The 18,161-nt window shown below is 58.6% G+C and carries 20 protein-coding genes and 1 pseudogene; 11 read left to right on the top strand and 10 right to left on the bottom strand.

The window, feature by feature from the left end:
• The first annotated feature begins 18 nt into the window (after positions 1 to 18).
• Genes AACR14_RS03135 through AACR14_RS03125 form a run of 3 tightly spaced genes read left to right on the top strand, consistent with a single transcriptional unit; the run spans position 19 to position 1,906 of the window.
• Entirely contained in the window at positions 19 to 510 is a 492-nt protein-coding gene (locus AACR14_RS03135) for a TIR domain-containing protein (RefSeq protein ID WP_083851933.1), read from the top strand.
• Positions 504 to 1,169: an Nmad2 family putative nucleotide modification protein gene (locus tag AACR14_RS03130; RefSeq protein WP_083851932.1), complete on the top strand. Its 666-nt coding sequence runs from the start codon at positions 504 to 506 to the stop codon at positions 1,167 to 1,169. The genes AACR14_RS03135 and AACR14_RS03130 overlap by 7 nt, the downstream gene beginning before the upstream one ends.
• Before the next feature lie 44 nt (positions 1,170 to 1,213).
• A complete protein-coding gene (locus AACR14_RS03125) occupies positions 1,214 to 1,906 on the top strand; it encodes a hypothetical protein (RefSeq protein WP_019445082.1) in 693 nt (230 codons plus the stop codon).
• Positions 1,907 to 2,685: 779 nt separating this feature from the next.
• Here AACR14_RS03125 and cysS read toward each other — a convergent pair.
• The gene (gene cysS, locus AACR14_RS03120) at positions 2,686 to 4,062 is read right to left on the bottom strand and encodes a cysteine--tRNA ligase (protein WP_019445081.1); all 1,377 of its coding nucleotides are present in this window, start codon (positions 4,060 to 4,062) and stop codon (positions 2,686 to 2,688) included.
• Between the two features lie 212 nt (positions 4,063 to 4,274).
• Between cysS and AACR14_RS03115 the strand changes: the two genes are divergently transcribed.
• The 5 genes from AACR14_RS03115 to AACR14_RS03095 all read left to right on the top strand — a co-directional run bounded on the left by AACR14_RS03115 (position 4,275) and on the right by AACR14_RS03095 (position 7,214).
• Entirely contained in the window at positions 4,275 to 4,772 is a 498-nt protein-coding gene (locus AACR14_RS03115; RefSeq protein WP_005337417.1) for a peptidylprolyl isomerase, read from the top strand.
• The gene (locus AACR14_RS03110) at positions 4,762 to 5,559 is read left to right on the top strand and encodes a DUF4269 domain-containing protein (RefSeq protein ID WP_019445080.1); all 798 of its coding nucleotides are present in this window, start codon (positions 4,762 to 4,764) and stop codon (positions 5,557 to 5,559) included. Before AACR14_RS03115 ends, AACR14_RS03110 begins: the two co-directional genes overlap by 11 nt.
• Complete coding sequence (lpxH, locus tag AACR14_RS03105) at positions 5,556 to 6,287, top strand: UDP-2,3-diacylglucosamine diphosphatase (protein ID WP_019445079.1); 732 nt, start codon at positions 5,556 to 5,558, stop codon at positions 6,285 to 6,287. The genes AACR14_RS03110 and lpxH overlap by 4 nt, the downstream gene beginning before the upstream one ends.
• Positions 6,288 to 6,541: 254 nt before the next feature.
• A complete protein-coding gene (locus AACR14_RS03100) occupies positions 6,542 to 6,718 on the top strand; it encodes a DUF3606 domain-containing protein (protein ID WP_019445078.1) in 177 nt (58 codons plus the stop codon).
• A 247-nt stretch (positions 6,719 to 6,965) separates the two neighbouring features.
• The gene (locus tag AACR14_RS03095; protein WP_019445077.1) at positions 6,966 to 7,214 is read left to right on the top strand and encodes a GlsB/YeaQ/YmgE family stress response membrane protein; all 249 of its coding nucleotides are present in this window, start codon (positions 6,966 to 6,968) and stop codon (positions 7,212 to 7,214) included.
• Between the two features lie 66 nt (positions 7,215 to 7,280).
• Here AACR14_RS03095 and AACR14_RS03090 read toward each other — a convergent pair whose 3' ends face one another.
• A complete protein-coding gene (locus AACR14_RS03090) occupies positions 7,281 to 8,636 on the bottom strand; it encodes a sensor histidine kinase (protein WP_019445076.1) in 1,356 nt (451 codons plus the stop codon).
• A gap of 43 nt (positions 8,637 to 8,679) precedes the next feature.
• On the bottom strand, positions 8,680 to 9,354 hold the full coding sequence (tctD, locus tag AACR14_RS03085; protein ID WP_019445075.1) for a transcriptional regulator TctD: 675 nt from the start codon (positions 9,352 to 9,354) through the stop codon (positions 8,680 to 8,682).
• Positions 9,355 to 9,576: 222 nt separating this feature from the next.
• Here tctD and AACR14_RS03080 point away from each other — a divergent pair, with 222 nt between their 5' ends.
• The 3 genes from AACR14_RS03080 to AACR14_RS03070 are packed head-to-tail and all read left to right on the top strand — an operon-like array spanning position 9,577 to position 12,548.
• Positions 9,577 to 10,563, top strand: a complete 987-nt coding sequence (locus AACR14_RS03080; protein WP_005350924.1) for a Bug family tripartite tricarboxylate transporter substrate binding protein — start codon at positions 9,577 to 9,579, stop codon at positions 10,561 to 10,563.
• An 11-nt stretch (positions 10,564 to 10,574) separates the two neighbouring features.
• A complete protein-coding gene (locus AACR14_RS03075) occupies positions 10,575 to 11,006 on the top strand; it encodes a tripartite tricarboxylate transporter TctB family protein (protein ID WP_005350923.1) in 432 nt (143 codons plus the stop codon).
• Positions 11,007 to 11,015: 9 nt separating this feature from the next.
• Positions 11,016 to 12,548 (top strand): tripartite tricarboxylate transporter permease, encoded by a 1,533-nt coding sequence (locus tag AACR14_RS03070; RefSeq protein WP_019445074.1) that lies wholly within the window; start codon positions 11,016 to 11,018, stop codon positions 12,546 to 12,548.
• Between the two features lie 125 nt (positions 12,549 to 12,673).
• Here AACR14_RS03070 and maiA read toward each other — a convergent pair whose 3' ends face one another.
• The 7 genes and pseudogenes from maiA to AACR14_RS03040 form a co-directional block, all read right to left on the bottom strand.
• Entirely contained in the window at positions 12,674 to 13,309 is a 636-nt protein-coding gene (gene maiA / locus AACR14_RS03065) for a maleylacetoacetate isomerase (protein WP_026034898.1), read from the bottom strand.
• 139 nt (positions 13,310 to 13,448) lie between these two features.
• Positions 13,449 to 14,162 (bottom strand): fumarylacetoacetate hydrolase family protein, encoded by a 714-nt coding sequence (locus tag AACR14_RS03060; RefSeq protein ID WP_443110865.1) that lies wholly within the window; start codon positions 14,160 to 14,162, stop codon positions 13,449 to 13,451.
• Positions 14,163 to 14,270: 108 nt separating this feature from the next.
• Positions 14,271 to 14,444 (bottom strand): annotated as a pseudogene (locus AACR14_RS16130) (fumarylacetoacetate hydrolase family protein); the annotation flags it as partial.
• A gap of 10 nt (positions 14,445 to 14,454) precedes the next feature.
• On the bottom strand, positions 14,455 to 15,606 hold the full coding sequence (locus tag AACR14_RS03055; RefSeq protein WP_019445071.1) for a homogentisate 1,2-dioxygenase: 1,152 nt from the start codon (positions 15,604 to 15,606) through the stop codon (positions 14,455 to 14,457).
• The gene (gene hppD / locus AACR14_RS03050; RefSeq protein ID WP_019445070.1) at positions 15,599 to 16,735 is read right to left on the bottom strand and encodes a 4-hydroxyphenylpyruvate dioxygenase; all 1,137 of its coding nucleotides are present in this window, start codon (positions 16,733 to 16,735) and stop codon (positions 15,599 to 15,601) included. Before hppD ends, AACR14_RS03055 begins: the two co-directional genes overlap by 8 nt.
• Before the next feature lie 224 nt (positions 16,736 to 16,959).
• The gene (locus AACR14_RS03045; protein WP_019445069.1) at positions 16,960 to 17,655 is read right to left on the bottom strand and encodes a haloacid dehalogenase-like hydrolase; all 696 of its coding nucleotides are present in this window, start codon (positions 17,653 to 17,655) and stop codon (positions 16,960 to 16,962) included.
• Positions 17,655 to 18,161 (bottom strand): pseudouridine synthase (locus tag AACR14_RS03040; RefSeq protein ID WP_019445068.1); only part of this gene is annotated, 507 nt, incomplete at its 5' end. The genes AACR14_RS03045 and AACR14_RS03040, both read right to left, overlap by 1 nt.

The following is an 18,161-nucleotide window of genomic DNA, read 5'->3' as shown; positions in this document are numbered from 1 at the left end:
ATATTAGTGAGGATTAAAATGGTTAATACTATTCAACGAAACGTATTTATTAGTCATCACCACAAGGATGATGCAAGTGTTGATGGGATTACTCGCTTAGCATCATCTAAAGGTTATCAATTCAGGAACAGCTCAATAAGAGTAAAACCAGAGAACCAAGCGCGCATAGACCAAAAGAAAATCAGTGACAGAACTATTGAACGTCTTCTTAGAATGAAAATGAGATGGGCAAGTCAAGTTATCGTTGTTATAGGTAAGGAAACACATACAAGGCCGTGGGTTAATTGGGAAATAAAAGTAGCCCATCAGCTTGGAAAACCAATTATTGGCGTTTATGAGAATGGTTTAAAAGACGATGTTGAACTACCTGACAATCTTAAAAGATATGCAACATCTATTGTTGGATGGAGAGCTGAGTCGATTATCGAGGCGCTAGATGGCAATAGCCAATTCCAACATGCTGATGGTCGAGAGAGAGAGAAAATTAATGGGGGAAATATCATATGCTGATATCTCCAAACTCATTTTTGTACGCTTATGCAATCACTCGAGACTTTGGGTTCGCACCTAATCCATTTCATGGAGCTTGTACTTTAGCAACTTGCAAGCCACGAATAAGAAAATCGGCAAATGTAGATGATTGGATTTTAGGAATTGGAGGGGCAAAGTTACGCACAGCAAATAAAAAGTGCATCTTATTAATGAAAATAACAGAAAAAATAAGTTTTAATGATTATTGGTCAGACTCACGTTTTTCTCTGAAAAAACCGTCTAGAAATGGCAGTCACGTGCAAATGTTAGGAGATAATATATATCATCAAGATATAGACGAAACATGGATACAAGAAGATTCACATCATAGTAACCCTGATGGCAGCTATAATATCACAAACTTAGAGAGAGATACTAAATCTACATTTGTCCTAATCTCAAATCACTTCTATTATTTTGGCAATGCAGCAATTGATATTGACTTACAATCAATTAGATACAATAAAATAAGAGACTACAAAAAAATAGATATAGCCCAATCAGAAGGGGCAAGGGATATAATAGAAAGTATACACCGCAACAATAAATCAAAATTAAACATGGTTATTTCAGACCCCTGTCAATTTGCTGATTTTTATAAACGGGTAGACCAAAAGTCTGGTTTGATATTAACGTAAACGATTTATAATAATGATGGGTAGTAAATAAGGATAGTTACATCATGTCTAGTTTAATTCCAGTAGCACAAGCTACGGCAACTCAACCAATAGAATTAAATATTATCTCAATAAGTTTAGATGGGTTTAACTCAGCGCTAAAAATAAATTTCCCAGTACCACTATTGATAACAACCGCTCTAGTATTATTAATTATATTATTCAAGAAAATACAACCAGCATTAAAAGATTACAAGACCGATGAAATCACAATCAAGGAACCATTTACAGGAACTCAAATAAAAATCAAGCCTAATATAGAGGATAAAAAAATTGCACATAAGATATGGACTGAGCTAGTAACAAGAAAAGCAGCCTTACCTTTTCAACGAGATAAGGATGTGATCGTTGAAGTATACGATAGCTGGCATACATTATTTCAATGTATCAGAGAACAAATAGCAGCGCTTCCGGTAGAAAAACTATCAGGAAAAAAGAAAGAAGATACTGAAAACCTTATTGATATATCAATGATGGTTCTAAATGATGGTTTAAGACCACACCTAACTGAATGGCAGGCCAAATACCGTTCATGGTATAAAGTAGAAAAGGAAAAAGAATGTAATAAATCAATCTCACCTCAAGATATTCAAAGGACTTACCCTTATTATGAACAACTAGTAAGTGATATAGAAAATGTAAATAGGAAACTTCAACTTTTTGCTAATGAGTTGAAACAATTTGTCAGAAGTGACTAAAAGCAACTTAATAACACATGTTTAATGTCACAATGTATCGACAAGACCATTTAAAAACAGTATTAAACAATATAATTATCCTTCGGTTTACTCTTCATCAGTTAAATATTAACTCTAATATATTCCATGTCATTGATAATTGCGCAAACATCTTTTATATAAAATACCTAAACAAGGCTATTACTTCTAGACACTTAGGACAAAGTCCCCTTTACATTGCATACCACACAAAACCGCAGCCTTGAGCTGCGGTTTTTATTTCTATTTCTCTGACACTTTTTAACTCAAGCCAAAGCCCTATTTCCCCCCCACTCTTGTACAGCTATCCCCTTTCAGCGGAAAAGGCGGTCAACATGCACGCTAAAGCCACGGGCGGGCACGGTATTGGTTCCCCCTGCAAACCGCCGAGTCGAGTTCAACGGGTCAGGAGCGCCATCAGGGATGATGGCGCAGCCGCAGTCGGCACATGGATGTGCCGTCTGCGGCGCTCCGTCCGACCCGTTGGACGAGACGAGGGAACCCGCGAAGCGGGCGGGTTGCCGGGGGAGAAGACCTTTGGTGACTTTGGGTCTTTCCAAAGTCACTCGCCAAGCCGCGTAGCGGCGGCGAAACCTCTTCGAGGTCAGCGCCCTCGCGTCCTGCATGGCGAAGCCATGCCAATCAGGAGAGAGGGAAGGTGTCAGCCCTCCGGCAGACCACAAAAAAAACCGCAGCCCAAGGGCTGCGGTTTTTTATTGGCTCAACCTGTTGGCACCAGACGCCAACAAGGCCAACCGTCCTTACGCACGGCGCCAGCTGGTTTTGCCGGCGCTGTCTTCCAGCACGATCCCCATCTCGGTGAGACGGTTGCGGGCGGCATCGGCAGCAGCCCAGTTCTTGTCGGCACGGGCCTGATTGCGCTCGGCGATCAGGCGCTCGATTTCGGCAACCTCTTCATCCGCTTCGTCACCCTTCAAGAAAGCCTCGGGGTCTTGCTGCAGGATGCCGAGCACGGCGCCCAGCTCGCGCAGACGGGCGCCCAGCGCGGCGGCAACGGCCATGTCTTCACCCTTCTGGCGGTTGATCTCGCGCACCAGATCGAACAGGGCGGAGTAGGCTTCCGGGGTGTTGAAGTCATCGTCCATCGCTTCCTTGAAGCGCGCCACCTGCTCGTCGCCACCGGCAGCAGCGGCTACCGGCAGATCGCGCAGGGCGGTATACATGCGCTCCAGCGCGGCGCGGGCTTGCTTGAGGTTATCTTCCGAGTAGTTGAGCTGGCTGCGGTAGTGGCCAGACATCAGGAAGTAACGGACGGTTTCGGCGTCGTAGTGGGCCAGGACGTCGCGGATGGTGAAGAAGTTGCCAAGGGATTTGGACATCTTCTCTTTATCCACCATCACCATGCCACTGTGCATCCAGGTGTTGACGTAGTCGCCACCGTGGGCGCAGCAGGACTGGGCGATCTCGTTCTCGTGGTGCGGGAACTGCAGATCGGAGCCGCCGCCGTGGATGTCGAAGTGGTTGCCAAGGTGCTTGGAGTTCATGGCGGAGCACTCGATGTGCCAGCCAGGACGGCCCGGGCCCCAGGGGCTTTCCCAGGTCGGCTCGCCGGGCTTCGACATCTTCCACAGCACGAAGTCGAGCGGGTTGCGCTTGGCATCCACCACGTCAACGCGGGCACCGGCTTGCAGCTGCTCCAGATCCTGACCGGAGAGCTTGCCGTAGTCGGCATAGGATTCGACGATAAACATCACATCGCCGTTATCAGCCACATAGGCGTGCTCTTTTTCCAGCAGGGATTGCACCAGCTCGATGATCTCTTCGATGTGCTGGGTAGCGCGCGGTTCGATATCCGGACGCACCATGCCGAGGGCATCGAAGTCGGCGTGCATGTCGCCAATCAGACGCTCGGTCAGCTCGTCGCAGGTGACGCGGGTTTCAGCGGCACGCTTGATGATCTTGTCATCCACGTCGGTGATATTGCGCACGTAGGTAAGGTCGTAACCGGCGTAACGCAGGTAGCGAGCCACCACATCAAAGGCGACGAAGGTGCGGCCGTGGCCGATATGACAGTGATCGTAGATGGTGACACCACACACATACATGCCCACCTTGCCCGGGTGGATAGGTTTGAATTCTTCTTTTTGACGAGTGAGTGTGTTGTATATCTTCAGCATCTTCTAACCACTGCCTGTGAGTAAAATGGTTGGTCATAATACCCCGTTCGGGGGCAGAAAACGAGGCAGAAAACGTGGCCAATCCCGCCTGCCAGCACGGTTACGGCGCCTGAGAGACTATGCCGCCAGCCCCTGATGGGCTAGAATTGCCACCACTTTATGCCATACACCTGCGGGCACTTCGTCGCTCGCATCAAATGAAAGGACATATCATGGTCACTCTGCACACCAATCACGGCGACATCACCCTCACCCTGAACGCTGAAAAAGCCCCGGAAACCGTGGCCAACTTCCTGCAATACTGCCGTGACGGTCACTACGACAACACCATTTTCCACCGCGTCATCGACGGCTTCATGATCCAGGGCGGCGGCTATGCCCCGGGCTTTGAAGAGAAAGACACTCGCGCTCCCATCAAGAACGAAGCGGCCAATGGTCTGTCCAACAAGATCGGCACCATCGCCATGGCCCGCACCATGGAGCCGCACTCTGCCAGCGCCCAGTTCTTCATCAACGTGAACAACAACGACTTCCTCGACTTCAAATCCGCCACCACCCAGGGCTTTGGCTACTGCGTATTCGGTGAAGTGACCGCCGGCATGGACGTGGTCAACAAGATCAAGGGCGTCAAGACCGGTAACTACGGCCGCATCCACCAGGACGTGCCGGTAGAAGACGTGGTGATCACCAAGGTGACCCTTGCTGACTGATCTCTGCCGACTCGGCACTGACAAAACTGCGGCCCCGGCCGCAGTTTTTCCATCTGCCTCCCCCACTGCCAGTCCGAACTGGCGCCGCCTCGACTATCTGGCCCACGGCAACCCGCGCCAGCGCTCGGCCCATGCCCTGCTCACCGCCGGTGTGTGGGATGAGCTGGCAGCGCAGTGCGCCGATATGGCGCTGGTGAGCACGCTGGCCATCGGCCTCGATCGGCCGGGCAGCGATCTCGATATTCTCTGCCAGCATCCCGATCCTGCGGCGTTTGCCACAACGTTCGAGGCTCAAGGTTGGCAGGCGAGCGACAAGGGCGGCAATATCTGGCTGCTGGAGCGCACCTTTTCCTGCCTCGACCAGAGCTGTGCAGATACCGGTTCTGACAAGAGCGAGGCCAGCTGGCCGCTGGAGCTCTACGTCACCCCCGCCCCTATCGAGACGCTGAATGGCTGGCGCCACCTCACCCTGATGGCGGCCCTGCTCGAGCGGTTTGGCGATGCTTTCTACCGTGAAGTGCTGCGCCTGCGCCTTGAAGAGGGATTGAAAGGGGAAGCGGCCATGTGCCTGTTGCTGGGTCTGGCGGGCGATCCTTATGAAGCGCTGCTGACGCTGGAGGAACGAAATCTGGCCGAGCTGTCATGGCAGCCGCCATCCCGTGACGATATCCATACCGCAACTGGCGCGATGGCGCCCGCAGCGCACTGTTCGTCCCCCGTTGTTTCTACTATCTCTGCCACCCCTGTTTGCCCTGTTTCGACCGAGAGCCCGACCCCCACATCATGAGCACCCTCTTTATCAGTGACATTCACCTCTCTGCCCAGCGGCCCGATATGACCGCGGCACTGGTGCGCTTTCTCGAGCACGACGCCCCCGGCGCCGATGCCCTCTATGTGCTGGGGGATCTCTTCGAATTCTGGATTGGCGACGATGACCCCAATCCGCTCCATCAACAGATGGCCGACGCCTTCTTGGCCCTGAGCCAGCAGAACGTGCCCATCTACTTTATCCACGGCAACCGCGACTTTCTGCTGGGACAACAGTTTGCCAAGCGCGCTGGGATGACATTGCTGGGGGACCCTTGCGTCATCGACCTCTATGGGGAGCGGGTAGTGCTGAGCCACGGCGATCTGCTCTGCACCCTGGATGAGGGGTATCAGAAGTTTCGCCGCATCACCCAACTCAAATGGCTGCGCTGGCTGTTCCTGCGCCTGCCGCTCGCCCGCCGTCAGGCCATCGCCAGCAAGATGCGCGGCCAAAGCCAGATGGAGAATGCCCATAAGAGCCAGATCATCATGGATGTGACGCCCGCGGCGGTGGACGACACCCTGCGCGCCCACGACTGCCGGATGATGATCCACGGCCACACCCACAGACCCGCCATCCACGACTTCACCCTCGATGGCCACCCCGCCCGCCGCATCGTGCTGGGAGACTGGTTCGAGCAGGGCTCGGTGCTGATCTGCCGCCCTGGCGAGCAGCGGCTGGAAACGCGGGCGCTGGCAGAGGCTTGATAGCCTGCCAATCCGGTTGACCACCAAGCGCCGGCCCCCCATCACTTCCCATCGTTCGCGCCATCCGGTTCACTGCTCATCAGGCGCGAGCGAATAAGTGGTGATCGCTCACAGATCAGCAAAGCAAACCTACACTCCTCCTTCAGTCCCCGGGTTGTGTGAACCCCGTCACCTTGCCCCTTGCCAATTGAGAGGATGATGGCGCTCAGGCAGAAACGTCTTTCTCGCCAGTATTTCAACAAGTTGAGGTTTGTATGCCTGACAGCAATGCGGTCGCTCACCCGTTCGATGCCAAGAAGATCAATGTCAACGATCCCTATGAGATGAAGCAGTGGATCAAAATGTTCGAGTGCACCGAGGTCCAGCTGAAACGGGCGGTCAAGGCAGTCGGCACCTCAGGCAAGGCGATCAGAAAACACCTCAAGAAGTGAGGGCACAACCCCGTCACAAACCCGGCCCCGCTCGCGGGGCTTTTCTCATCTTGGCCTTTACGTGGGCCATCCCCGCCCCTGTTTGGCAGCGCACATACCGTCTTTCAACCGCTCATAACCGGACTGTGCAGCCCGACCAGCGCAGGCCGCCGTCCGACAGCTTGTGACCGGCCAGCGCCATCCGGCCCTTCGCATCCCGGCATCCCTGCCTATAATGCGGGCTCAAACACACAGAGAGGATTAATCCATGGGCTTTATCACCTGGATCGTATTGGGACTGTTGGTGGGTATTCTGGTGAAGTGGATCATGCCAGGCCGCGACGGTGGTGGTTTCTTCATGACTGCCCTGCTGGGGATTGTCGGCGCCATGGTTGGCGGCTATGTGGGTACCCTGCTGGGGCTGGGCTCGGTGACCGGTTTCAATATCCCGAGCATCGCGCTGGCGACCGTGGGCGCCCTTATCGTCCTGTTTGTCTTCAACAAGATCCGCAGCTGACCCCCAACGCCATCTATGTGTAGATAAACAGGGCACCGAGAGGTGCCCTCTCTTTTTTTATCGCCCTCACGATGTTGCCAGCGGCAAGATCAGCCTCACCAGCAAGCCACCCAGCTGGGTGGCCGGCAGCAACACCACTTCGCCGTGGTGGTAGTGGGCGATATCGCGCACCAGCGCCAGACCAAGCCCCGCTCCCGGCTGTTCGCTCCCCTGCTCGAGGCGCTGGAACGGCTGCCAGACCCGTTCCGCCAGCTCGGGGGCGATGCCGGGGCCGCTATCCTCCACCTCCAGCCAGATCTGCCCGTTGCTTCGCACCACCCGCGCCGTCACAGTGCCGTGGGGCGGGGTGTATTTGATGGCGTTGTCGAGCAGGTTGGCACAGAGTTCCCCCAGCAGCAGCGGCTCCCCCGCCACCATGATGGCGGACTCCTCCCCTTCGTAACCGAGATCGATCCCCTTGCTGCGGGCCTGCGCCAACCGTGACAGACAGGCCTGCTGCACCAGCGCCGTCAACTCCATGGGCTCACGCTGGCGCAGCCCGGAGCACTCGTCCGATTTGAGTCGGGCCAGCAACAGTAACCGTTCGGTCAGGGCGATGGTGTGATCGAGCCGCACGGCCATGGCATCGAGGCTTTCGCTCATCAGGGCCGGATCGCCACTGCCGCGCGCCACCTCAACTTGGGTTTTCAAAATGGTGAGCGGGGTGCGCAGCTGATGGGCGGCATCGGCGCTAAAGCGCTCCTGCCGGGCCACCAGCTGGCGCAATCGGGCCAGCTGGCGATTGAACGCCTGCACCAGCGGCCGGGTCTCCTGCCAGGGGAGCAAGTCGGGCAAGGGTGCAAGATTGGCGGCATCGCGGCGCAAGATCTCCCGCGACAAACGGCGCATCGGGGTGAGCAGCCGTTTGAGCAACAGATAAGCGAGCAGCAGAGTGAGCACCACCAGCGCCCCCTGGGTCAACAGGGCCGACCAGAGCAGCTGCTCCGCCAGTTGCTGGCGGCCGAGCAGAGTTTCCGCCACCGTGATGCGGGCCATGCCGTTGACGCCCCCTTCACCTACCGGTTGCAGCAGCATCACGGCGCGGATTGGCGCCTCCTGATAGAGCCCGTCGTAGAAGTAGGCGAGCGCCGGATAGCGGTCGGTCAGGGGCGTGCCGTCCGGCATGGGGGGCAAGTCGTCAAAGCCGGAGATGACCCTATCGTCGATGCCGCGCACCTGATAGAAGAGGCGATCGCGCATGTTGCGCTCGAAGCTGTCGAGCACCACATAGGGCACATCCACCCTGAGGCTGCCTTCGGCTGCCGTCAGCCGCTCGGCAACGGTGCGAGCCGAGGCGAGCAGGGTACGATCATAGGCCGAGGTAGCCGCCGCCAACGCGCCGTAGTAGCTGTACCAGGCCGAGGCGGCCCAGAGGATCAGCAAGGGGCCCCCCAGAAACAGCAGCAGTTGATGGAGCAGGGAGCGGCTAATGGGAGGCCTCCGGCGCCGCTTCCAGCAGATAGCCGAGACCGCGCAGTGTGGTGATCACCACCCCGCTGCCCACCAGCTTTTTGCGCAGCCGGTGGATATAGAGATCGATGCTGTCGAGCCCTACCTCGTCATCGAGGTTGAACACCTGCTCGAACAGCTGCCCCTTGGCGACCGGCCGCCCGTGGCGGTACATCAGCGCTGTCAGCAGCGCCTGCTCACGCGGAGTCAGGGCCAGGCGGGCATCGGCCAGCAGAAAATAGCCGTCGGGGTGCAGGGTCAAGTGCCCCAGTCGCAGCTCGGCACCACCGCTTTCGCTGCGCCGCAGCAGGGCTCGCAACCGGGCATCCAGCTCCCCCAGATCGAACGGCTTGGCCAGATAGTCATCGGCTCCGGCATTGAGACCGCAGATCCGCTCCTCCACCGCGCCGCGGGCGGTGAGCAGCAGCACCGGCACCCCCTGCCCCCGACTACGCAACCGGCCGAGTACCGCCAGCCCGTCGAGCTTGGGCATCTCGATATCGAGCACCGCCAGCGCGTACTGTTCGTGGCGCAGCAGGTGGTCAGCCTGAGCCCCGTCAGCCACCCAATCCACCGCGAAACCGGCGCTGGTGAGTGCCCGCGACAGCCAGTGGGCCAGTTCGTGATTATCTTCCGCCAACAGCAAGCGCATCCCTCTCCCCTTGTTCCTAACCACGGCATTCAGCCGCACTGCTTCAACTGCATCCCTTCGTCACTGCTATTGCGGGAGAAGGTGCGATCAGGGTCACACTCCCGGCTCTTGGTCAGCGATTGAAAGGTGAATGAAAGGTTGTTGTTTTAACAATTTCGCATCACTTCGTCTATCGACGGAGTCACACCCAGGAAAAACAACGACAAGATGGAGCACACAACCATGAAGCAACGCACACGTCATGCCCTCGCCCTGCTGACCCTGCTCGGTGCCCTGCCACTGCAGGCGGCCGAAAGTGCCACGACCCCGAGCCGTACCGAATGCATCGCACCGGCCAAACCGGGCGGTGGTTTCGATCTCACCTGCAAGCTGCTGCAGGTGAGCCTGCAGGAGACCGGCACCATCGACAAGCCGATGCGGGTCACCTATATGCCGGGCGGGGTCGGCGCCGTGGCCTACAACGCCATCGTGGCCCAGCGCCCTGCCGAGGCGGGGACCGTGGTCGCCTTCTCCGGCGGCTCCCTGCTCAACCTCTCACAGGGTAAATTTGGCCGCTACGGGGTGGACGATGTGCGCTGGCTGGCGGCGGTGGGGACCGATTACGGCATGATCGCGGTGCGCCACGATGCCCCCTATCAGAACCTCAAGGAGCTGGTGAGCGCCATGGAGCGCGATCCCAACAGCGTGGTGATCGGGGCAGGCGCCTCCATCGGCAGTCAGGACTGGATGAAGACGGCGCTGCTGGCCAAACAGGCGGGCGTTGATCCGCACAAGATGCGCTACGTCGCCTTTGAAGGGGGCGGCGAGCCGGTCACCGCGCTGCTTGGCAACCATGTGCAGGCGGTCTCCGGCGATTTGAGCGAGATGGTGCCCTATATCGGCGGCGACAAGCTGCGGGTGCTGGCGGTGTTCTCTGCCGAGCGGCTGCCCGGCAAGCTGGCCACCATCCCCACCGCCAAGGAGCAGGGTTATGACCTGGTGTGGCCGGTGATCCGCGGCTTCTATGTCGGCCCCAAGGTAAGCGACAGCGAATACCAGTGGTGGAAGCAGACCTTCGATCAGTTGGTGAAGACCGACACCTTCAAGGCGCAGCGGGATCTGCGCGGCCTGTTCGAGTTTGACCTCACCGGCGAGGCCCTCGACAGCTACGTCAAGGAGCAGGTGGCGCAATATCGCGAACAGGCCAAAGCCTTCGGTCTGGCCAAATAGGAGCCGCAGCCATGAGCGATCGCATCTTCGCCGCCATCTGGCTGCTGCTCTGTCTGGCGGGTGCCGCCATCGCCTGGCAGATCCAGAGCGAATACAGCTATGAGCCGCTGGGGCCACGCCCCTTCCCGCTCGGCATCATTGGCCTGATGGCGCTCTGCGCCCTGTTGCTGCTGCGCCGCCAGCCGGACACCGTCAGCTGGCCGCCGCTGCGTACCCTGCGCCACCTCGCCATCATGGTGGTGGCGCTGGCTGGGTATGGTGCCAGCTTCGAGTGGCTGGGCTTTCCGCTGGCCACCACCCTGCTCACCTTTGTGCTGGGGCGCCTGTTTGGCGCCTCTGCCAAAGCCGCCCTGCTCTCCGGCGTCGTCGGCGGTCTGGTGCTCTATCTCGCCTTCGACCGGCTGCTGGATGTCACCCTGCCCCTCGGCGTCTGGTTCTCTTAAGGAGTCAATATGGATACCTGGATGTACCTATCCCAGGGCTTTGCGGTGGCACTCACCCCGGAGAATCTGGTGATTGCCCTGATCGGCTGCTTTGTCGGCACCGTAGTCGGCCTGCTGCCGGGCCTTGGCCCCATCAACGGGGTCGCCATCCTGTTGCCGCTGGCTTTTGCCCTGAAACTGCCCCCCGAATCGGCGCTCATTCTGCTCGCCACCGTCTATATCGGTTGTGAGTATGGCGGGCGGATCTCCTCGATCCTGCTCAACGTGCCGGGGGATGCCGCTGCCATCATGACCGCGCTGGATGGCTACCCCATGGCCCAGCAGGGCAAGGCGGGAGTGGCCCTCTCCATCTCGGCGGTCAGCTCCTTTGTCGGCTCCATGCTCGCCATCGGCGGCATCATCCTGTTCGCTCCGGCGCTGGCGCGCTGGTCACTGGCCTTCGGCCCGGCGGAGTATTTCGCCCTGATGGTGTTCGCCATCGCCTGCCTCGGCAGCATGATGAGCCAGAACCCGCTCAAATCCTTTATGGCGGCGCTGATTGGGCTCGGGCTCGCCACCGTTGGAGTGGATGCCAATACCGGCGTCTATCGCTTCACCTTCGACAGCGTTCACCTCTCGGACGGGGTGCAGTTTATCGTGGTGGTGATTGGCCTCTTCTCGGTGAGCGAAATCCTGCTGATGCTGGAACACACCAGCGGTGGCGGCAAGCTGGTGCGCACCACCGGGCGGATGCTGTTCAACTTCAAAGAGCTGGTCCATTGCACCGGCACCATGTTGCGCTCCTCCACCATCGGCTTCTTCGTCGGCATTCTGCCCGGTGCCGGTGCCACCATCGCCAGTGCCATCACCTACATGACCGAGAAGCGACTGGCGGGGCCCAATGCCAAATTCGGCGAAGGGGACATTCGCGGCGTGGCCGCGCCGGAGGCGGCCAACAACGCCTCAGCCTGCGGCTCCTTTATCCCCATGCTGACACTGGGAGTGCCGGGGTCGGGCACCACGGCGGTGATGATGGGGGCACTGACCCTCTACAACATCACTCCGGGCCCCACCATGTTCACCGAACAGCCCGATGTAGTGTGGGGACTGATCGCCGCCCTCTTGCTGGCCAACGTCATGCTGCTGGTGATGAACATCCCCATGGTGGGGCTCTTTACCCGCATGCTCTCCATCCCGCTCTGGTTTCTGGTACCCGCCATCGCCAGCGTCTCGGCGGTGGGAGTCTATGCGGTGCACAGCACTACCTTCGATCTGCTGCTGATGGTGGCCCTCGGGGTCTTTGGCTACCTGCTGCGCAAGATGCACTTCCCCATGTCACCGCTCATTCTGGGCTTCGTGCTGGGTGAAATGCTGGAGCAGAACCTGCGCCGCGCCCTCTCCATCAGCAATGGCGACACCGCCATCCTGTGGAGCAGCGGCATCAGCCAGACCCTGCTGGTACTGGCCATTGCAGTGATCACCCTGCCCCCGCTGGTACGCCTGCTGCGCCGCCGCAAAGCCGATCCGCTGATCCCGGACGCCCGCCCGGAGCAGGGAGCCTGATCCCCTCTGAACAGAAAGAGGCACGCCAGCAAACTGGAGTGCCGTTAACAAACAAGGGCCCCACACAGTGGGGCCCTTGTTTATGAATGGCGTGTTGACGCCATCCCGCGATTCAAGTCAGTAGGTCACTGCGCGTCCGGCTGGTTGGCCGGGGCCGCCTTGATAAAGGCTTGCAACTGTTCGCAGTTGGCGACGATGCGGCGGATAGTGGGGTAATCGTCCAGGGTCATGTCGTAGCGACGAGCGTTGTAGACCTGGGGCACCAGCATGCAGTCGGCCAGGGTTACTTCGTTGCCGACGCAGTAGACACCGGCGGTGGTCATCAACAGCTGTTCGAGGGCGGTGAAGGTCTCGTCAATCCAGTGGCGATACCAGCGAGCCTCCTGCTCGTTGTTGGCCCTGAAGTGTTCTTCCAGATAGTTGAGCACCCGCAGATTGTTGAGCGGGTGGATATCGCAGGCGATCATGTTGACGATCTGGCGCACCCGGGCCCGCGCGTCGGGGGAAGAGGGCATCAGTGAGTAGGCTGGATAGGTCTCGTCAAGGTACTCCATGATGGCGACCGACTGACCGATCTGCACATCGCTATCCACCAGAAACGGCACCAGCCCTTGCGGGTTGATCCGGCGATAAGCCTTCTCGCTCTGCTCGCCTTGCCGCAAATTGATGGGGTGCTGCTCATAGGCGAGCCCCTTGAGCTGCAACACGATCCGCACCCGAAAACTTGCCGACGAACGCCAATAGCCAAACAACTGCAACATAATCTGTCCCTGCATCTTATCTGGGCCCGAAGCCCGGCAGGTGCTCACCACCTGCCTCCTTGTGTATCCGGCACCGGTTGAGGGTTCGTCGTGATCCGGACATATCCCGAAAATCCTTGCCGCCAACCGGCGCTGGCCATCAACCTCCCTGACCGCTCGCTGGCACCACCTGTTGAGAGATGGTGCCAAACAGGTTTTGGCCAGAGCGATCTTCCATCGCGATCGACACTCTATCACCAAACTGCAAATAGGGGGTTATAGCTTGATCACAATCAAGAATTTCCAGCATGCGGCGCTCGGCGATGCAGGATGAACCGGCGCTGCGATCGTAGTTGGAGACGGTGCCCGAGCCGATGATGCAGCCAGCGCCAAGGGGACGGGTCTTGGCGGCATGGGCAATCAGATCGAAGAAGCTGAAGGTCATGTCCACCCCGGCATCAGGTGCGCCAAACAGGGCACCATTCAGATGGGTGTGCAGGGGCAGCAGCACCTTGCCATCGCGCCAGTCATCGCCGAGCTCGTCCGGGGTGATGGCCACCGGCGAGAAGGCGCTAGACGGCTTGGACTGAAAGAAGCCAAAGCCCTTGGCCAGCTCCCCCGGAATGAGGTTGCGCAGGCTCACATCGTTGACCAGCATCAGCAGCTTGACGTGACTGGCGGCCCCCTGCGGGCTCACCCCCATCGGCACGTCGTCGGTGATGATGGCGACTTCCGACTCGAAATCGATCCCCCACTCTTCCGAACCCATCACGATGGGGCCACGGGGGGCGAGAAAACTGTCGGAGCCCCCCTGATACATCAACGGATCGTGCCAGAAGCTCTCCGGCATCTCGGCGCCGCGCGCCTTGCGCACCAGCTCCACATGGTTGACGTAGGCGCTGCCATCGGCCCACTGATAGGCGCGCGGCAGCGGAGAGAGGCAAGACGCTTCGTCAAAGGGGAACGCCTCGGCCGCACGGACTTCGTTAAGCTGCTGATAGACAGCCTCCAGCCTGGGGGCAACCTCGGCCCACTCGTCGAGAGCGGCCTGCAGGGTGGGAGCAATCTCGCTCACCCGTACAGCCCGGGTCAGATCCCGGCTCACCACCACCAAAGCGCCATCGCGCTTGCCATTGTTCAATGTTGCCAATTTCATAAGCGATTCCTTATTTGCCGGCAGCAGCGTCCGGGCGCTGCCAGCTGGAGACATACCGGGTGTTCTCGATCCCTTCGCACAGACTGCCAACGTTCAGCGCATCGCGGGTATCGAGCATCACCGCCACCTCGTCGGTGAACTTCTTGGCATAGGCCTGCCCTGCCGCAAACGCCTTGGGATGGGGGCCGTGGGTGAAACCGGCGGGATGGAAGGTGACCATGCCCCGCTCGATATTGTCCCGGCTGAAGAAGTCCCCGGCGTGGTAAAAGAGCACCTCATCATAATCGTCATTGCTGTGATAGAAGGGCACCTTGAGGGCGCCGGGATCGCTCTCGATGGGGCGCGGCACAAAGGTACAAATCACGAAGCGGCTCGCCACAAAGGTCGAATGGGCCGACGGCGGCAGATGGTAGCGGTGGCTCATCAGCGGGCGAATATCCCGCCAGTTGAGGCGCACCACGCACAAATCCCCGTGCCACCCCTGCGCATCCAGCGGGTTGAACGGCCAGGTGATGACCGATACCTGATCGTGGCGCTTCACCTGCAGCGACCAGGGATTCTCATCCTGCTGGGCTAAAAAGTGCTCATTGATGGCGGGCACATCGAGCGCCGTCGGGTCGAAGATGGCGTGATTACCCACCAGCCCCTTGTCCGGCAGCTGGTAGCTGTCGTTGGTCGCCTCGATCATCAGGATAAACAGGGGCGCCGTCGGCTCGATGCGCCACATGGTGCCGCGGGGGATCACCACGTAGTCGCCATCGCGCAGAGTAAGGTGGCCGTAGTCGCAGAAGAACTCGCCGCCCCCCTCGTGGATAAAGAGCAGCTCGTCACCGTCGGCGTTGCGCACCAGAAACGGCATCGCCTCGGAGAGCCGCCAGATGCGATAGCGGCAGTGGGGGTTGCTGAGAATGTCGGGAGCCACCCAAGGGGAGAGGGAACTCACCTCCTCTTGCAGGGCATTAAGGTCAAACAACCGTGGCCGCAGCGGCCCCTCCCAACTGCTCCAGTCGGTGGGGGCATGCTTGTGGTGCATGTGGGTAGCGGGGCCAAAAAAGCCGCTGCGCCCCAGCTCGCGCTCATAGATGGCCTGTTCCGGCAGGTCGGCATGGGCCTGTCGGGAGTGGGTCCCCTCCCGATGGGGGAAGTTAATCCAGTTACGCATTGCTCGCTCCCTCTTTGCGGGCACCCTTCTCATCCTCACCGCCATCCAGCACGCCACGGCGGATCTGGTCCAGCTCGATCGATTCAAACAGTGCCTTGAAATTGCCCTCGCCAAACCCTTCGTTGCCCTTGCGCTGGATAATCTCGAAGAAGACCGGGCCTATCACGGTGTCGGTAAAGATCTGCAGCAGGATGCCATCCTTGGTGGGGGAGCCGTCGATGAGGATGCGCAGCTCTTTGAGGGCCGCCAGATCCTCCTGATGCCCCTCGACCCGGCTGTTCACCTTCTCGTAGTAGGTATCGGGCGTCGGCATAAAGCCGGTACCGCGACTGCGCAGGGTACGGATGGTGTGGTAGATATCGCTGGAGGCCATGGCGATGTGCTGGATCCCCTCCCCCTTGTACTGACGCAGGTACTCCTCAATCTGGGACTTGTCATCCGCCGACTCGTTGATGGGGATGCGGATCTTGCCGCAGGGGGCGGTCATGGCGCGTGAATGCAGCCCGGTCAGCTTGCCCTCGATATCGAAGTAGCGAATTTCGCGGAAGTTGCCGATCCGCTCATAGAAGTTGGACCAGACATCCATATTGCCGCGATGCACGTTATGGGTCAGGTGATCGATCTCCATAAGACCGGCATCTACCTCTGCCATACGGGACTGCCAGTCGGGGTAGAAGACAAAATCCACGTCATAGATGGAGCCCTTGTCGCCATAACGGTCGACAAAGGAGAGCGTGCTCTCGCCGATACCGTAGATGGCGGGAATATTGAGTTCCATGGGGCCAATTTTGCCAACAAAGGGCTTGGCCCCCTTGGCGATGGCGTACTGCTGGGCTTTGCCCGCATCGCTCACCCGAAATGCCATGCCGCAAACGCTCGGCCCGTGCAGGCTGGCAAACTGCTCCGCCTGGGAGTGAGGCTCAGCATTGACCACGAAGTTGATATCCCCCTGCCGGTAGAGCCAGCACTGCTTGTGTTTGTGCTTGGCGACCTCGGCAAACCCGAGCGAAACAAACAGGCTCTTGAGGGCGGCAATCCCCTTGGCATCGGGGGCTGTGTACTCGACAAACTCGAAACCGTCTGTGCCTAACGGATTGATGGTATGGGTGGCGGAAGAGGTGGCATTCATCGGGCGCTCCTTGCTCTTGATTCGGTTAAAACGGATTGCGGCACGCAGCGGCGCAGCAAGTGTTAACAACTTGTTTCATTAGAGGCAGGGTGTAGCAGGAAGAGAAGAGGCGGGTTGCAGATAGTTTTTCGCAGCTGGCAGCAAAAGATGTAAATGAATTGTGACATTCAAGCCGCAGCCCTGCGGATCAAACGGTGACGACCAGTATGGCTGTCAGCTTTGCATTACAGTTGCCAGTTTTTGACCATCAGATGGGGCAAGCAGGCCCGGGCCTTTTGCAGTCGCACAGGCGTCGGATTGATCAACCACGCCTCTTTCCCCAACTCCAGCAGCGGCAGATCGTGCAGGCTGTCGCTCAAGGCCAGCTCGGCATCGAGGGCGCAAATCTCTGGCAACAGCTTGTGCTGGCCGTGGCAATAGAAGCGGGGCATCAGGCCGCCAAAACGGTAGTGCATCTGCGAGCCAATGATCCGGTGGGGCAACTGGCCGGGCAGTTGCTGATAGAGCTGGGCCCGCACCAGCGCGCAGGGGCTGGCGGAGATCACCCAGCAGCGCGCCCCCTCGCTTTGCAGCAATTCGCGAGCCTGACGATACAGCCCCGGCCTGGTGCGGCAATAGGCGCGCACCAGCTTGCGCCAGCCGAGGGGAGAGAGCCAAAGCGTGATGGCCCACCAGATCAGGGAGATACCGCGCCGCCGCTGACTTGGCAGCAAATAGACCAACCCACCCAGCGCAATCACTGGCAACAGCAGCAGCGGCCAGATCCGACGGCGCAGGATATAGCACAGCAGACCGGCGTGGCTGTCGCCGGGGGCCAGGGTGTCGTCAAAGTCGGCCAGGATCCAGCGCGGAGTGCCCCCGTCAGGATCACGATCTATCGCTGAATGGATAATGGTGTCAGACGCTGGGCGCATAAGCATCAGGGCGCAAGGGCAGCGATGGCTGCCGTGAGCTCGGGAGTGACAAATTCACTCCCCACATCGGGCGGACATACAAAGTCGAACGGCTCGCCCGCCAGGGTAAAACTCAATCGCCAGGCATGCAGATAGCCGCGATCGGCTGGCGTGCCGCCATAGCGCTCATCCCCGAGAATGGGGGCGCCGATACTTTTGAGGGCAACCCGGATTTGGTGGGTCTTGCCGGTCTGCGGTTTGATGCGATAGAGCCGCAGCCCCTCGCGCACCGGCACCGAATCAAACCAGCTGATAGCAGGATTATCCAGCGTGCGCGCCAGCATCCAGCTGCCGCCGCGCCCCTTTTGCATATCCCCCTTCACCCAACCCTGCTTCTTCTTGGGTTTGCGATCGGAGAGCGCCAGATACTGCTTGCTCACCTCGCGGGCCGCAAAAGCCATGCTCAGCTCACGGTTCGCCTCTGTGGTGCGGGCCAGCAGCACCAGGCCGGAGGTCATCTTGTCGAGCCGGTG

This window comes from Aeromonas sp. 159, assembly GCF_963862045.1.
Taxonomy (GTDB): Bacteria; Pseudomonadota; Gammaproteobacteria; order Enterobacterales; family Aeromonadaceae; genus Aeromonas; species Aeromonas veronii.
This window is presented reverse-complemented; position numbering and strand designations above follow the sequence as displayed.

Excerpts from the sequence above, each read along its gene's own strand:
- AACR14_RS03075 (WP_005350923.1), top strand. The coding sequence starts at position 10,575 with ATGAGCGATCGCATCTTCGCCGCCATCTGGCTGCTGCTCTGTCTGGCG.
- AACR14_RS03070 (WP_019445074.1), top strand. The coding sequence starts at position 11,016 with ATGGATACCTGGATGTACCTATCCCAGGGCTTTGCGGTGGCACTCACC.
- lpxH (WP_019445079.1), top strand. The coding sequence starts at position 5,556 with ATGAGCACCCTCTTTATCAGTGACATTCACCTCTCTGCCCAGCGGCCC.
- AACR14_RS03135 (WP_083851933.1), top strand. The coding sequence starts at position 19 with ATGGTTAATACTATTCAACGAAACGTATTTATTAGTCATCACCACAAG.
- maiA (WP_026034898.1), bottom strand. The coding sequence starts at position 13,309 with ATGTTGCAGTTGTTTGGCTATTGGCGTTCGTCGGCAAGTTTTCGGGTG.
- AACR14_RS03055 (WP_019445071.1), bottom strand. The coding sequence starts at position 15,606 with ATGCGTAACTGGATTAACTTCCCCCATCGGGAGGGGACCCACTCCCGA.
- hppD (WP_019445070.1), bottom strand. The coding sequence starts at position 16,735 with ATGAATGCCACCTCTTCCGCCACCCATACCATCAATCCGTTAGGCACA.
- AACR14_RS03100 (WP_019445078.1), top strand. The coding sequence starts at position 6,542 with ATGCCTGACAGCAATGCGGTCGCTCACCCGTTCGATGCCAAGAAGATC.
- cysS (WP_019445081.1), bottom strand. The coding sequence starts at position 4,062 with ATGCTGAAGATATACAACACACTCACTCGTCAAAAAGAAGAATTCAAA.
- AACR14_RS03130 (WP_083851932.1), top strand. The coding sequence starts at position 504 with ATGCTGATATCTCCAAACTCATTTTTGTACGCTTATGCAATCACTCGA.
- AACR14_RS03125 (WP_019445082.1), top strand. The coding sequence starts at position 1,214 with ATGTCTAGTTTAATTCCAGTAGCACAAGCTACGGCAACTCAACCAATA.
- AACR14_RS03095 (WP_019445077.1), top strand. The coding sequence starts at position 6,966 with ATGGGCTTTATCACCTGGATCGTATTGGGACTGTTGGTGGGTATTCTG.
- AACR14_RS03045 (WP_019445069.1), bottom strand. The coding sequence starts at position 17,655 with ATGCTTATGCGCCCAGCGTCTGACACCATTATCCATTCAGCGATAGAT.
- AACR14_RS03115 (WP_005337417.1), top strand. The coding sequence starts at position 4,275 with ATGGTCACTCTGCACACCAATCACGGCGACATCACCCTCACCCTGAAC.
- tctD (WP_019445075.1), bottom strand. The coding sequence starts at position 9,354 with ATGCGCTTGCTGTTGGCGGAAGATAATCACGAACTGGCCCACTGGCTG.
- AACR14_RS03080 (WP_005350924.1), top strand. The coding sequence starts at position 9,577 with ATGAAGCAACGCACACGTCATGCCCTCGCCCTGCTGACCCTGCTCGGT.